Origin of the sequence: Kordia jejudonensis, from assembly GCF_001005315.1 — a bacterium.
In the GTDB taxonomy this organism is placed as follows: domain Bacteria; phylum Bacteroidota; class Bacteroidia; order Flavobacteriales; family Flavobacteriaceae; genus Kordia; species Kordia jejudonensis.
Genome location: NZ_LBMG01000003.1, coordinates 66,618 through 81,205, shown reverse-complemented (window position 1 = coordinate 81,205; position 14,588 = coordinate 66,618). Strand labels below are relative to the sequence as shown.

Annotated in this window: 12 protein-coding genes; 4 read left to right on the top strand and 8 right to left on the bottom strand. The window is 31.8% G+C overall.

The window, feature by feature from the left end:
* Positions 1-253: 253 nt before the first annotated feature.
* A complete protein-coding gene (gene rnr / locus AA089_RS02155) occupies positions 254-2,449 on the bottom strand; it encodes a ribonuclease R (RefSeq protein ID WP_046755263.1) in 2,196 nt (731 codons plus the stop codon).
* Between the two features lie 332 nt (positions 2,450-2,781).
* Between rnr and AA089_RS02145 the strand changes: the two genes are divergently transcribed.
* The 4 genes from AA089_RS02145 (at position 2,782) to rpiB (ending at position 5,714) form a co-directional block, all read left to right on the top strand.
* Complete coding sequence (locus AA089_RS02145; RefSeq protein WP_046755261.1) at positions 2,782-3,714, top strand: diacylglycerol/lipid kinase family protein; 933 nt, start codon at positions 2,782-2,784, stop codon at positions 3,712-3,714.
* Positions 3,715-3,903: 189 nt separating this feature from the next.
* On the top strand, positions 3,904-4,077 hold the full coding sequence (locus AA089_RS24490; protein WP_156168866.1) for a hypothetical protein: 174 nt from the start codon (positions 3,904-3,906) through the stop codon (positions 4,075-4,077).
* A gap of 76 nt (positions 4,078-4,153) precedes the next feature.
* Positions 4,154-4,396 (top strand): putative signal transducing protein, encoded by a 243-nt coding sequence (locus AA089_RS02140; protein ID WP_046755260.1) that lies wholly within the window; start codon positions 4,154-4,156, stop codon positions 4,394-4,396.
* 883 nt (positions 4,397-5,279) lie between these two features.
* Positions 5,280-5,714 carry a ribose 5-phosphate isomerase B gene (rpiB, locus tag AA089_RS02135; RefSeq protein ID WP_046755259.1) on the top strand — a complete coding sequence of 145 codons (435 nt, stop codon included), beginning with the start codon at positions 5,280-5,282 and terminating at the stop codon, positions 5,712-5,714.
* 68 nt (positions 5,715-5,782) lie between these two features.
* Here the strand turns inward: rpiB and AA089_RS02130 are convergent, their stop codons facing one another.
* The 7 genes from AA089_RS02130 to AA089_RS24150 all read right to left on the bottom strand — a co-directional run bounded on the left by AA089_RS02130 (position 5,783) and on the right by AA089_RS24150 (position 14,584).
* A complete protein-coding gene (locus AA089_RS02130; protein WP_156168865.1) occupies positions 5,783-6,136 on the bottom strand; it encodes a hypothetical protein in 354 nt (117 codons plus the stop codon).
* Between the two features lie 10 nt (positions 6,137-6,146).
* Positions 6,147-6,716 (bottom strand): hypothetical protein, encoded by a 570-nt coding sequence (locus AA089_RS25525; RefSeq protein ID WP_156168864.1) that lies wholly within the window; start codon positions 6,714-6,716, stop codon positions 6,147-6,149.
* A gap of 280 nt (positions 6,717-6,996) precedes the next feature.
* Positions 6,997-7,359: a hypothetical protein gene (locus tag AA089_RS02120; RefSeq protein ID WP_046755257.1), complete on the bottom strand. Its 363-nt coding sequence runs from the start codon at positions 7,357-7,359 to the stop codon at positions 6,997-6,999.
* A 130-nt stretch (positions 7,360-7,489) separates the two neighbouring features.
* On the bottom strand, positions 7,490-7,966 hold the full coding sequence (locus AA089_RS02115; RefSeq protein WP_046755256.1) for an SMI1/KNR4 family protein: 477 nt from the start codon (positions 7,964-7,966) through the stop codon (positions 7,490-7,492).
* Between the two features lie 6 nt (positions 7,967-7,972).
* Complete coding sequence (locus tag AA089_RS02110) at positions 7,973-8,839, bottom strand: hypothetical protein (protein WP_046755255.1); 867 nt, start codon at positions 8,837-8,839, stop codon at positions 7,973-7,975.
* Positions 8,840-8,845: 6 nt separating this feature from the next.
* Positions 8,846-11,026, bottom strand: coding sequence for a hypothetical protein (locus AA089_RS02105; RefSeq protein WP_156168863.1), 2,181 nt, complete (start codon positions 11,024-11,026; stop codon positions 8,846-8,848).
* A 108-nt stretch (positions 11,027-11,134) separates the two neighbouring features.
* A complete protein-coding gene (locus tag AA089_RS24150; protein WP_053002164.1) occupies positions 11,135-14,584 on the bottom strand; it encodes a hypothetical protein in 3,450 nt (1,149 codons plus the stop codon).
* Positions 14,585-14,588 lie beyond the last annotated feature (4 nt).

The window sequence follows — 14,588 nt, the reverse complement described above, 5'->3', positions numbered from 1 at the left end:
TTGAGAAGTGAGAAGTGTTTTTTTGAGTTGAAAATATAGTATGACTGAATACTTACTTCTCAATACTGTTTTTACTTCGCGTTAAGGATAGGAGCATTTGTTTGAGCTCTTTGTGGTTTGGATTCCTGCGCAGGCAGGAATGACAAACCGCAAAAGCAAGTGCGGATAGCCTGACCACAACAAAAAATGCACACCGAAATAGTGTGCATTTTTTGTTGTGGGAACGCCCAAATATTTGTTGATATGTAAACTGTTATGCTTCTACCTCAACACGTTTTCCAATGAGATTGAAATCTAAGTGACGTTTGACTAAGTCTGTATTTTTTACTTTTACAACTACTTCATCTCCCAATTGATAGATGTTTTTAGTTACTTCTCCAACCAACGCATATTGCTTTTCATCAAAAGTGTAATAATCGTCTTTTATTTCGCGAATGCGTACCATTCCTTCACATTTGTTAGCAATGATTTCCACGTAGATTCCCCATTCGGTAACACCAGAGATCACGCCGACAAATTCTTCATCTTTATGATCTTGCATGAATTTGATTTGCATGTACTTGATAGAATCGCGCTCCGCACTTGCTGCCAAACCTTCCATGTTGGATGAGTGTTCACATTTTGACTCGTATTCTTCCGAATTTGCCGATTTTCCGCCATCTAAATAGTGTTGTAAGAGTCTGTGCACCATGACATCTGGATAACGACGAATTGGTGAGGTAAAGTGCGAATAATAATCAAACGCTAAACCGTAGTGGCCAATGTTATTTGTGGTATATTTTGCTTTGCTCATGCTTCGAATTGCCAGCGTATCTACCATGTTTTGCTCGCCTTTTCCTTTGACATCTTCTAGTAATTGATTTAAGGAATTTGTGGTCGTTTTTCTTGATTTTAGATTTAATGAATACCCAAATCGAGAAATGATGTTTTGCAGATTTGCCAATTTTTCTACATCTGGTTCGTCATGAATACGATATACAAATGTTTTTTCTGGCTCTTGTTTTCCAATGAATGCCGCCACTTTTCGGTTGGCTAGTAACATAAATTCTTCAATGAGCTTGTTAGCATCTTTTTGTGTTTTGAAATAGACACCTTCTGGATTGCTATTTTCATCGAGGTTGAACCGAACTTCTACTTTGTCAAACGAAATGGCACCTTGACGCATACGTTTTGCGCGCATGATTTTTGCCAATTCATCGAGTTTTAAAGTCGCTTCTACAATGGCTTCGTCTACTTTGTACTCTTTTCCTGTGAGTGAGATATCAGCAGGAATTTCATTGCTTTTGGTTTCTATGATTACTTGAGCTTCTTCATAGGCAAATCGTTTGTCAGAATAGGTTACGGTACGACCAAACCATTCGTTTAGTACTTCTGCTTTGTTGTTAATTTCAAAGACTGCCGAGAAGGTATATTTTTCTTCATTTGGACGTAAGGAACACGCGCCATTGGACAGTATTTCTGGTAACATCGGTACTACACGATCAACTAAATAGACTGAAGTAGCACGATCATACGCTTCTTCATCTAAGATACTTCCAGGTTTTACATAGTGTGAAACATCTGCAATGTGAATTCCGATTTCGTAGTTACCATTTTCAAGTGTTTGAAATGATAATGCATCATCAAAATCTTTGGCATTTTTTGGATCAATCGTATACGTAAGCACATCGCGCATGTCACGACGTTTTTTGATTTCATCTTCTTGAATAGATGTATCGAGTTTGTTTGCAAATTTTTCTACATGTGCTGGAAATTCGTATGGTAATCCATATTCTGCTAAGATGGAATGAATTTCCGTATTGTGTTCGCCTGGTTTTCCAAGTACTTGTTTGATGATTCCAAAAGGAGAATCGGCTCGTGCTGGCCAATCTTCAATTTCGACGACTACTTTGTCGCCGTCTTGCGCAAAGTTAATTTTGTTTTTTGGTACAAAGATATCTGTGTACATTTTTTGATTGGAAACCACCACAAACGCAAAGTTTTTCTGCATTTGTAAGACACCGACAAATTCTGTTTTTGCACGTTTTACGATGTTTGTAATTTCGCCTTCAGGTCTGTTATTTTTTCTGCGTTTGTACACATATATTTCAACTTCATCGCCATCTAAAGCTTTGTTGAGTTTGTTATTTGGTACAAAGATATCTTCTTCAAATTCTTCGCAAATTACATATCCTTGTCCGCGTGTTGTAATGTCAATAATACCTGTAAAGTATTCTGTGGCACCAACTACTTTGTATTTTCCACGCTCAACTTCTTCAATCTTTTGTTTTGCTTTGAGCTTTTTAATCGTTTTTATGATTTGATTTCTTCCGCTGGTATCATTGATCTCAAGCTTTGCTGCAATTTGTTTGTAGTTAAATATTTTGTTGGAAGATTTTTTAAATATTTGAAGAATCGCGTCTGTTAAGTTTGGTATTTTGTGCGATTTCTTTTTTTTCTTTCTTGTCATTTTATCATTTCTGTTTTACACGCTTTTCGTGTATGTTGTTCGGTACTTATTGTTACTATTTATTGATTGTTTAGAAAAAAGCATACCGAAATTGCTTTTATCATTTTTTACTTTTAGAATGTATCTATCGTTTTTTTCTATTTCTTGAAAAATTAATAGTTTGTATAAATTCATTGAAAAGTACAAATTAATTATGTCAGGAATGTTGTGTTTTTTGAAATTATTTTTTCGTTTTGTACACAACGAATAGGAGAGAAGCAGTAAAAATTCTGTTGCAAAGATATAAATATTTTACAATTTGTATTTTGCAACACTTTAAATTGCTGTTATGTATGTGTAAAGAAACTTGGTTTTTGATTGTAAATCCTGCTTCGGGAAGTTTTTCAGGAAAGCGAAAATGGAAGAAGATTGCAAATGAATTTACAAAACAACGTATTGCGTTTGCATTTGCATTTACGGAGAAACCTCAACATGAATATGAATTGGTCCTAGAAGCTTTGGAACAAGGCTATCGAAAGTTTGTAAGTGTTGGCGGCGATGGAACTTTGCATCATATTGTAAATGGTTTGATGCAACAAGATTTGGTTCCGAAAACAGCATTGAAATTGGCTGTGATTCCTTCTGGAACTGGAAATGACTGGGTAAAAACGTATAAAATTCCAAAAGATATTCAGAAAGCTGTTGCAATTATTAAAACTGAACATACTGTTTTTCAAGATATTGGAACGATTTCTTTGTTGAATTCTGATAAGAAACTGTTTTTTAATAATGTAGCTGGTTTAGGATTTGATGGGTATGTGGTCAAACGAAATGAAGGCTTGAAATTTTTAGGCGCTGCTTCTTTTTTAATTTCTACCATATTGAGTTTGGCAAGTTATACTTCTACAGAGTTTGTTATTGAAAGTGCTAAAAGAAAATTAACGACAAAATCATTGTTAACAATTGTTGGCATTTGTCAGTATTCAGGTGGCGGTATGCAATTGACAGAAAGTGTACAACCTGATGATGGATTGTTTGATGTTTCGGTGGCAAAACATTTTTCTTTGTTCAAATTACTTCGAAATGTCGTTGGTTTGTTTAACGGTTCTATTACAAAACATACACAAGTAGAAACATTTAAAACGGATGAAATTACGATTACAACTTCAGCAACGGATGTATTTGTACAAGCAGATGGCGAATTGATTGGAACTGGAGGATTTACAGCAAAAATACTTCCGAAAGCCTTGCAATTTGTAGTTTCTTCACGTGAGTGTATTTCATAAAAATTTAACTTTTGAATTCTTTTTTTAACTTTTTTTTTAAATGAGTCAATTTCTCAACCGTTTAGAGTCAATACTTTAGCAAATTATGTCTAATTTTGAAAAAGTTAAAGAAATCTTAAACAAAAGTGTAACATTTTGGATTTTCTTTCGTCTATATAGAAAGTCCTGTTAGTTTTTAACTACTATTTTATGAAACGAGTATATAAAGTTATCCTGTTATTTTTAGCGATCTTCGTGATCGGGATTCTCTCGTTTGGTAGTTATATTAATTCTTCACTCAAAAAAGAACACGATACTAGAGCTGTAGATATCCAAAAGGATTCTATTAAAAATGCAGCTGTAGATACGTATTATTTAAACTAATCTTCTTATTTTTAAGTTATTGTATTTTATTTGATTACAGAGATGTAAGTATTTTTTTGATTTTATTTTTCGTTGTATGACAAATTTTGTGACCATAGCTACTTTTACATATCATTTTGAATATGCAATTTTGCGTATTGTGTTAGATCAGAAAGGAATTACGTATGTGTTTGAAAACGAAATGATGTTGAGTGTTTTTCCGTTTTATTCGAATGCTATTGGCGGAATTTCATTGAAAGTTCATAAAAACGATGTTGACATAGCACAACAAATTTTAGAAGATTTTAATACGAAGCAATCACATTTGAGGATTGTGTGATGTTTGATTTAAAAAAATTGAAAGATTTAAAGATTAAAGAATTGAAAGATTGAAGGATTGAAAGATTATTGAAGCATTTTAAGCTTTGCTCAGCACTTCTATTTTTAAAATCAACACATCTTACCTTGCATACGCATACGCTTCCTAATAGCTATTTAAAAACGATTAGCTTGTATGCTTTCGAAGACGCTTCAAACTGAGCAACATGCTTACCTTCTTTTTTCTTTTGCGAAAGTGATACTATTAAATAATTTTAAATTTAGATTGCATTCTACATTTCTACTGTGCTCAATGTGACACATACGAAGTATTTGAAACACGACAGTTTTTAATTTTTGAAAATCAATTTTACAGAAATGTTATAAACATTAATAATATATATATTTCTTTCTTTTATAAATTTAAAAAAAATAATGATGGTTATTATAGCTTGTGAATAGGTAGCAAAACTTTTTTGGCTTTTGATAGGATTTGTTTGTTATTGAATTTGATTAACAGTTTATGAAAAGTATAAAGTGTTCATTTTAAGATTTGTTAGCTAGGTTATCAACAGTTATTAACAACCTTTGTACACAGTATTTTTTTGATAAAAAGTTGGTAATTTTTTGTTAACAATCAAGAAAACGATTCTTGAAAACTTTTCTAAAAAGAAGTGCTAAATAAATTGGAAAGACTAGATTTTTGTCTGTATTGTAAAATTTATTGAAGTCACAAAATTTTGTTCTTAGTTTTTAGCTACGAGATATCAACAATTGGAGGTAGGTTTTAATAAGCTCATTGTTAAGTTATTGTAAAATGAAATTAACACTGACTTTTTTCGGTTGTTCACAAGTCTATTCATACCTTTGTTTTCAACAAACACAACTCTAAAAAATTTAAATTGATGAAACATATTTCTATCGGGAACGATCATGCCGGAACTGATTATAAAAATGCCATTGTAGCGCATTTGGAAGCGAAAGGTTATACGGTTCAAAACTACGGAACCAATACAAATGATAGTGTAGATTATCCAGATTTTGTGCATCCAGTAGCTTCAGATGTAGAACATGGAAAGATTCCGTTTGGAATTATTATTTGCGGAAGTGGAAATGGTGCCGCAATGACGGCTAATAAGCATCAAAAAGTACGTGCGGCGCTTTGTTGGACCAAAGAGATTGTAGCGTTAGCCAGGGAACATAATAACGCAAATATTTTGAGTATTCCTGCGCGTTTTACATCGATACCACAAGCCATTGCTATGGTAGATACTTTTTTAGATACTGAATTTGAAGGAGGAAGACACCAACGTAGAGTAGCAAAGATAGCTTGTAGTTAGATTTTTAGATAGTAAGATTTATAAATAATTAGAAAACGCCAGCTTGTTTAGAGTTGGCGTTTTTTGGTTTATTTTTTATTTTGTTTTAGAAACGATTTGAAATCTTCCATAAAAGAAATAAATCTTTCAAAAGTCCAAGTAATATCTGGTGTTTTACTTCCTCTTGCCCACATATTAACTTTTTCTTTTTTTATAATAATTAAGAAATCACTTCCTTCAACTTCATAATTATATTCTTCGTTTATTATTAATTTATTAGAGTTATTTATTATTTTTTCTATCTCTTTTGATGTCCATCCATCCCAGTCTAAACCTTGTAAAGCGAATTCATTTTCATTTTTAATACTATCTAAATCTACTCCATAGTCATAAATTGGATTAGGATCATAATCTGCAGATATGTTTTTTTTCTTAAATTTCATAATTATATATTTATATTTTTGGATAAGCATTAACAAAATTACCTGATTTATCAACTTCAATTAGAATCTTAAAAGTGCCTTCACTGTTCATGTGAGTAAATTTATCAACGACTGCTTTTGGATGATATTGTTTACCACTTTTTAACATTTGTTCGTATACAAACGCTATTTCTTTTTTTACTCTAGTAATATCCCAATCTAAAGGAAAAAAAGAAGAAGTAGCTGTTTTTTTATAAGTTTTACCGTTTTTAACCATACTTACATTAGCTCTAAAAGGAATATCTCTAGGTAAATTCTCGAAGACTTCGTCTAAAGGATCTCTAATAATACCAATATCAAAATTTATACCTATCATTTCATGATTATGAGCACCAACCATTCGTTCATTTGATACTGTTACTCCATCTGGCAAATAAGTTGTGTCAATTTCACCATCAAAATGTTTATGGAATTTTTGTTTAAATTTAGCGATCCATTTTTTGTAAGCAGACTTTCTTAGACTCCTAGCTTCAACTAAATCATCCAAATATTGCTTTGTAGGTATTCCTTTAGCTTTTGCTTCATCACTATACTTAGCCATCAACTTAGTAGCTTCATCATCAGTAACACCTTTATGAAGTAAATCCTAGCTAGCGCGAGTTTCCAACTCGTGTCAGCATTTATAAAATTGTATGAGAAAGTTTATTTGATCCATCAATAAGACTTATAAAAATAATACTGTTTAGACAGTGAATTTGAAGGTGGAAGACATCAGAATAGAGTTGAGAAGATTGCTTGTAGTTAGATTCTGGACTGTAGGATTATAAGATTTATAGATAATTAGAAAACCCAACTTTTAATAAGTTGGGTTATTTTTTTATTTAATTTTCTAAAGTGTATACAGCTTCTAAAAAAAGTTGATATCTGGCAGGTTGTTTTTCACCCAAAGAAAAGATAAACAGATCATTTTCTATTATAGTAAAAAATAAATCTAATCCTGAATTTTTTGATACATACGAAATAAACGTTTTAGTATTTACATTGACTTCTAGATCTTCAACAATTTTCATAAAATTATTTTGTCCAATTATAGGTTCTAAATTTTTAAATTTACTTCTAATAATTGTCCAAATATTTATATTTCTATGATCTTTATTTCCTTTAACTTTAAAATTTGCAACTTCATGAAGTTTATCTTCTAAGCCATCAAATAGTTGTTCTATTTTTTTATGTATTAGTTTCATAGTTGCTTAATCATTATACATAACTAAATTTAGTTAGAAATTAATTTATAAATTATTAAAAAACCCAACTTTTAATAAGTTGGGTTTTTTATTTTCAAAAATTGCAAGTGCAATTTTCTCTTATAATTATTTACTTATTTCTGTATTTGTCCCATGAATCAGCACTATCCATTAGGAAAGAAATAAATTCAGAAAAAGTTTTTTGATTATAAGGATAATATAATGGTTCTCCTTCTTCTATGTGTTCAAATGGGTTGCATATATAAATATTAGGGTTGTCTTTTTCATCATCTAAAAAGAAAAAACCAAATTGTTCACATCCATCTAATTGATCAAATATAAAAATAGGCCTATTAATTGTTTGTTTATATTCTAATAAAATATCTTTAGAAGTTTTTTGTAACCAATCAAAACCTAAACCTTGATCAATAGCAATTCCACAGTGCTTTCCTGCTATAAAAAGATATTCTCTATAGATTCTAGGGAATGAATTTCCATTATTAAATTTTTCCTCTAAGGAAACTATTTCTTCTATAGATAATCCTTCATTTTTCCAACCTAATATTGTATTTCTATTTTTTAGTTTATTTAAATATTGTATTGTCATATTCTTTTATTTTAAAAATTTAATAACATCATCTACAGTTTGCATTTCATCTCTTGCATTCACTATTATTCTTACTTTATCTCCTAAAATCTCTTTTAATATTAAAATTTCTCTTCTACATGATGAGCATGCTGTCATTATATTAGTTGTTTCTATTATAAAATAATCTCCTTTTTGTAAATGGTTTTTTAAAAAATGATATATGTATTTAATTTCACTATCATTTTTTCTTGATTTGCCATCTAAACTTTTGACTTTTTGAAGAAAATCTTTATCTGTAATTCTGTTAATAAAACCTTTTATAGTTTTTGGTCCTGAATTAGAAAATTCAACAATTTCATCTGTTAATTTTCCGTTCTTAAAAATTTTTGTGTTAAACTGAGCAAAATTCTTGCCAGCTAATGTTGGATGTTTTTTTATAAGTTCATAGTAAAACTTTTTTAAATGTATTAATCTTCTATTTTTTATACGTTTACGCCATATTTGATTAAGTTTAGATTCTGTATTGTACTTTGCTAAAAAAGATTTTCTAGTTTTTAAATAATTTAATTTAATATCATCAAATTTATTTTTTAAAATTAAATCATCAATATATTGTCTTAAACTTTTTTTTTCTTGTTTTGCAGCCTTTTTATATTTCTCCATTAGTTTTACTGCTTTTTCTTCAGTAATTCCTTTATGAAGTAGAATATGATTGTCATCATAAAGATCTAATTTTCCATTCTTTATATTAGCTTTAACAAAACAAGTTAACGTAATTGAAGAATCTTTAATTAATTTGAATCCTGTTAACTTTAATAGTTCTTGTAATTTTTGCTTTCTTTTTTTCTTTTCTTCCCATGGATACATGAGAAATTTTAATAGTTTTCTCATGATATTTTATTTTATAGGACAAAAGGTTATGGCATCTCCAGCAGCATTAACTTTTGAAGGAGCAAAACCTGCATCTTCAATAGCTTTTCTACTTGCTTTACTTGGGAATAATTTTTTAAATGCTTCATCTAAGAAATTCTTTGCAACTGCTGACACTTCATTGAACCAGTTGGCTAGTTTTTTTAGTAATTGTGGAAGCTTGGTTACAAAATTTCTTAGGTATGCCATGAATTTAATGACAAAATCAAAAGAGAATTTTATTGACTTAACAACACCTTTCCCAACAAGCTTCGGTAATTTTCCAATTCCTTTAATGATAGATAAATATCCTTTGGCTGTTACTTGTAAGGCTGTACCAACAGTTTTTGCTCCGCCTGTAGCTATAGCAAGTACTACTTCAGAAAGTATGAAACCGACAAAGTATCCAATTCCATATCCCAATACATCGAAGCTAATACTAATATTTAAATCAATTTCAGAGACTTTCTTCTTAGCAGCATTGTACTTTTCCTTTGCTTTGTCAATGATTCCTTCTACAAACTCTTTGTTTTCTTTTGTAGGCTTTGGAAATATGTAGAATTTTACAATTTCATACAAGAAGCGCATAAAGGCAAATACATTTGTTGGTGAGAAGAATTTAAAAATAGTTTCCATTGCATTTTCAAATAATTCTAAGAACAAGCTAAAATAAGTTCCTGGATTTTGAAGAATTTCAGATCCTGCTTCTACTAAAGCATTGACACCTTTACAAATCATACTGATTAGTTGTAATATGCCTGTAACAGCATCAATTAAACTATTGTATAAACCAATGATAAAGGCATTGCAGTAAATAAAAATTTTCTCTAAACCATTTAAAATGATTTTTACCACTTTCTTGATTAAAACTTTTACTTCAGCTAAAAATTTGAAAACACCTTGAAGTTTCTTTTTTGCATATTTTATGAGCGAAGAAACTTTTAAATTATCAACGCTTTCTCTCAAATCTTCTTGCGATTTGGTTATTCCGCCCTCAAGTGATGATAGCGATTCTTTGTTAATACTTTTTTGTAAATTTTTCTGTGCTTCTTTTTTATCTTTGACTTGACTTTTTGGTATTTCGTTTTTCTTTAAAACTTTTTCATCGTCCACCAATTTTTGCAATGTTTTAATAAGTCCGTATCCAGGAAGAAGCGGATCGTACGATTGATTTAAGTTTCCATCTTTATCATACCTTTTCCAAGAATTAGTATCGTCAATTCTAAAGAAATTGATACCTTCTGTAAGACTATCAAAAACATATGCAATACTACCAAGCGCAATTTTTGAACCTAGTTTTATAAGTTCAAAACCTGCTTTTACAAAATAACCAGTTTCTTCATTTTTCTCCGTAACATGATCTTTTAGAAGTTCAACTATTTTTCTTTTAGAAATATCAATATTGTAGAGTTTACAAAGCTTTGCAATCAATCGAAAAGGAAGTTTTGAATCTTTAGAGATTGCACTTCCAGAACGTACTCTAAAAACCGAACCTGTAAAATTGAAACCATCATCATTTTCAACGAAGATGACCATTTCATTTGGTAGTAAATTAGTGACTGTTTGAAATGCCCTTTCTAGTTTTGCTCCGTCATTTGAAATCATCATAACCACGGAAACATTTGCTTCAATTAGATCTTCTTCCAAATCTCTGAAAATAGGCTCTAGTTTCTTTCTTTTAGCAACATCTTGTTTTATTTGCTTTATGGTTTCAGCATCATTTTCAATAATTTCATCACCTTCAGCTCTATTTTTTTTATCGGTAGCAATAATGACTGCTTCTTGACCTCTATTGACATCAATTAATGCATAGTATTCTCCTTTGTAAGACACTATAGGCACTTCTCCAAGATCTTGACTAATAACTCCACCGTATTCAAAATTATATACTATTCGTTGCCCAACTTCTTCATATGGATCTATATATTTTAAGTATTCTTCAAAAACTCTAGCACGAATTATTTTATAGTTGCTATCTCCATATGAGAAAGCCGTTGCTGCATTATCATCGTATTCATTTAAAACAACTTTAACGTAGAGTCCATAGCCTGCGATATTACCTAGATCATTTCTTTTAAGAACTTCATAGATATCGTTAAATACTGTTACATGACCATATGGTTTGTAATGTTCAGTAAAGTTTGATAATCCGTATTCGTATACATACATGATTTTTATTTTTTTAAATAGATTCCCGTCAAATTTTGACATTAGAAAAGCGGTCCCGAAGCTAGTTCGGGACGACTTTTTCTATAAAAATCTATGATTAATTAAGGGTTATTGTACTATGATTGGATTTACCGTTTCGCTTCCAACGCCTTCGCCACCACCAATCAATTCGTCACTTTGTGAAATTGGATTGGTAGAAACTGGGTTGCCATCTTCATCTAAAACAGGATTTCCGTCAGAGTCAAACTGTAACCAATCGTCACAATCGGTATCACATGGCAATCCTTCCACATCTAAACCAATGGCTCCAGCCTGAATTACGGTTAAGGAAGTAGGCACACGTGTTTCCCATGTTTCTTCAACTTCACTTTCTGGATTACGTAATTCCTCTACAATAGATACAAATTCGTCATCGTTAAGTGTAGGTACTTGCCCACCATTCCAAATTTGACCAGTTGCTAAATACCAGTTGACCATTTCTTCAAATCCTGGACGCACGGTAATAATAACGCGTGCCATTCCACTTTGTAAGAAGGCTTTAAATAATGGATCATTGTTTTGAACTTGGTATAAATCGTCCCATTTTTCTTTACTTGCCCAATAGAATGGATAGAAATTGTAACTCATGATATCCCATTCAAAAGCTTGTTCAAAGAATTTTACTTTTGCAGCATAACGGTCTAAAGCAGCACTTGTATATTTAGGAATGATAGCTGAAAGTGTATTTCTATTGTCTATCATATCTTCTCCAACATTTTCTTGTCCGACTAAGTAAGAGATACAGTTTTTACGCAATACAGTACGTTCAATTTCTCTATAGAATCCAGGATTTATTTCTAAAAACTTCGTTTGCGATTCTTTTTGAGCTGCATATTTTTCTTCAAATTCAGCTAAACGCTCTTCATACGCTTCAATAATGGTGTTGAAGGTTTCCATTTGCCACGCTTGTTTTGCAGCAGACATTAGCATACAATCTACACGTAAGTTAAAAGCATAAGAACCTACATCCCATGAAGTTACTGATAAATCTAAGGAATTGATTAAATTTTGACCTGTGAACAAACCGTCTACAGCTAATTTACCTCTTGTCGACAATGTGTGTGCTTGTCCTCCAATAACTACATCTGCTCTAGGATATACTGGACCATGTTCAAAATGACCGTGTTCAGCCGTGAAATATCCGTTATATTCAAAAGCTCTATAATTTTCAGGAATTTCAATAGTTTCATACGCTTCATGCGCCCATCGACCTGAATTTGAAATCATATTATCTTTACTGTACGATTTTGTGATAGAAATGTTTTCCGTTGGCATTGCAGTTACTTCAGCATTGTAAATAGCTGCCCAATGTTTGTAATTTTCTTCATCAATGCTAGCGTAATCCTTCATATTCAAATTACCAGAAGCAGTTCTTGGATCTACAGGTTTTACTAAAATTTCTGCATTGTCTTTTAACTGAATGGCTAAGTCGTGGAAAGAAGCTGGTTCAGGAACCATAAATTCATACATCAATCGTTTTCCGTAGTTTAGAATTTTGTTTCTATACACTTTATCAACCCAACGATATACACCTGAAATGTGTTTGTCTCCTTTACGGTTGTCATATCCGTGAGATGTATTTTCTTCGTATTCTTCTACAACCTTGGTAACACGCTCTTCTCTGATTTTTTGAACAACTCTATCAAGAGCTCTTTCTGTTAATTCTTTAGCATGTGTGATAGCTTGCGTTTCGGAATCTTCTGAAGATGTATTATTTGCAAAGCTTGCACTTGCGTTACCACCAAATCCACCAGGATTTCCCCAGTATACACCTACATTTGCACTCACAGATTGATCTTGTGCATTCATCGAAGAAATTTCTTGATTCATTTCAAAACGATCCGTTGAGGTTGTTTCTGTAAGATTTTCTCGTTCGGTTTCGTTAGAGAATGTATCTGTAGTTTCTTGACGACGAGTACGTTTTATATCTTTCGATTTATATTCACGTGCCATAATGTTTTCAATGTGTGAAACTTCTCCTGGCACATAGCAACATACTTCTTGCTCTACTTTACGGTAGTCAGCAATTCCTAAGCGCTGAATTCCGTAGGCTACAGGCGCTTGTGTAGGTGTTGTAGTACTGCTTCCGTTAGCAGGCTTAATTTTCCCTACATAACATTTCGATTTTACGAAGTTAGGAACTACAAAATCATACGAATCTCCATTGGTAAACGTGATGGTTCCTGAAAACTCAGTGGTAGGACTATCCAAGTCAATTCCGTTGTTGTACAATCTTAATACTATTGAGTTTCCTGATTTTGTTTCTTCAAAGTATCCATCTGTATTATTTGATGCGTCTGCATATTCCACATTATACGTCATATTGGCCACATTGTATGAAGAATTTGGCATTCGTACGACCATTATAATAGATTGGATTGTTCCTCCTATTGGAACGCGAGAACAAACTCTAAAATCAAAAGGTTGTGTTGAAGAATCAAAGACTGGCACAGAAATTCCACCTGTAACTACTTGTGTGCTTCCAAAATCAACATTACTAAAAGCTGCTGCTGTATTCGTCTGAATTTCTTCAGAAATAACTTCGCTTACTTCGTTTAAAGTTGAGAGTCCATGTTCTGTTTCAACATCTGTAACATAGTTAGCGGCTTCTGCACTCAATCTACTTTCTAAAATGGTTTTGTCTAATTGAGCATCTTCTGGAAAGTTGTACGGTGGAATCGTTAAGTTTTGATATTCTTCTATTACCGAAGTTTCGCCCGTATCAGGATCTGTCACTACACGTTCCACAATGGTTGCGGCAGCATATGCATTTTTTACATCTAGATCATACGTTTTTTGGTAAGCATCTTTTGCTACTTGATTTTCTCTTTTATACTTTTTTGCTACTTTTTGAACTTCTTTAGCAATTTTTTTAAGCTCTTTTACATTCTCCTGAGCCATGAATGCGTCCATTTCTTTTTTCAAAGTTTTTTCAGAAATCGGAGCTTCTTTGTCAGTAGGAGCCGTAGCAACTTCGTTTGTAAATAAAGATTTATCAATTACTACTCTAGCCTGTGCTAATTTTTGCAATGCTTCCGCAGATTGATCAACCGCATTACGTTGTCTTAGGAAGAAATCTGCCACTAACCATGATAATAACATATCTCTTAAATATGGATCACCATTTGTTAGAATATTGTAGTGTAAATCATCCCAAACTTGAGTCATATCAGGATAGGTACTATTAGGAGCGTAGAACGCATTAATTCTAGCAGTAACTTCTTCTAAAGAAAATTTTGTTCTGTTAGCAGTAAGCCAAATAGCAAAATGATAGAAATAAATGTTATTATTTTCTAAATCTTTTTTTGAAGAAAAATTAACTGTATAGCCTGATATTGCTGTTTCAATTGCTAATTTTTTAGCTTCAGTTGTAGTTGCTTGTGAAGCAGAATCAATAAATACACTTGTTTCATTTTCAGGAAACTGAGTAAATCCTAATGCTTTTTCTAAGTCTCCTACAAGTTCTGGAGCTCTCATTGTCACAAATCGGTACAATGTGTTTTTGATGTTTTGTTTCATCTGT

Excerpts from the sequence above, each read along its gene's own strand:
- rnr (WP_046755263.1), bottom strand. The coding sequence starts at position 2,449 with ATGACAAGAAAGAAAAAAAAGAAATCGCACAAAATACCAAACTTAACA.
- AA089_RS02145 (WP_046755261.1), top strand. The coding sequence starts at position 2,782 with ATGTGTAAAGAAACTTGGTTTTTGATTGTAAATCCTGCTTCGGGAAGT.
- AA089_RS24490 (WP_156168866.1), top strand. The coding sequence starts at position 3,904 with ATGAAACGAGTATATAAAGTTATCCTGTTATTTTTAGCGATCTTCGTG.
- AA089_RS02140 (WP_046755260.1), top strand. The coding sequence starts at position 4,154 with ATGACAAATTTTGTGACCATAGCTACTTTTACATATCATTTTGAATAT.
- rpiB (WP_046755259.1), top strand. The coding sequence starts at position 5,280 with ATGAAACATATTTCTATCGGGAACGATCATGCCGGAACTGATTATAAA.
- AA089_RS02130 (WP_156168865.1), bottom strand. The coding sequence starts at position 6,136 with ATGAAATTTAAGAAAAAAAACATATCTGCAGATTATGATCCTAATCCA.
- AA089_RS25525 (WP_156168864.1), bottom strand. The coding sequence starts at position 6,716 with ATGGCTAAGTATAGTGATGAAGCAAAAGCTAAAGGAATACCTACAAAG.
- AA089_RS02120 (WP_046755257.1), bottom strand. The coding sequence starts at position 7,359 with ATGAAACTAATACATAAAAAAATAGAACAACTATTTGATGGCTTAGAA.
- AA089_RS02115 (WP_046755256.1), bottom strand. The coding sequence starts at position 7,966 with ATGACAATACAATATTTAAATAAACTAAAAAATAGAAATACAATATTA.
- AA089_RS02110 (WP_046755255.1), bottom strand. The coding sequence starts at position 8,839 with ATGAGAAAACTATTAAAATTTCTCATGTATCCATGGGAAGAAAAGAAA.
- AA089_RS02105 (WP_156168863.1), bottom strand. The coding sequence starts at position 11,026 with ATGTATGTATACGAATACGGATTATCAAACTTTACTGAACATTACAAA.
- AA089_RS24150 (WP_053002164.1), bottom strand. The coding sequence starts at position 14,584 with ATGAAACAAAACATCAAAAACACATTGTACCGATTTGTGACAATGAGA.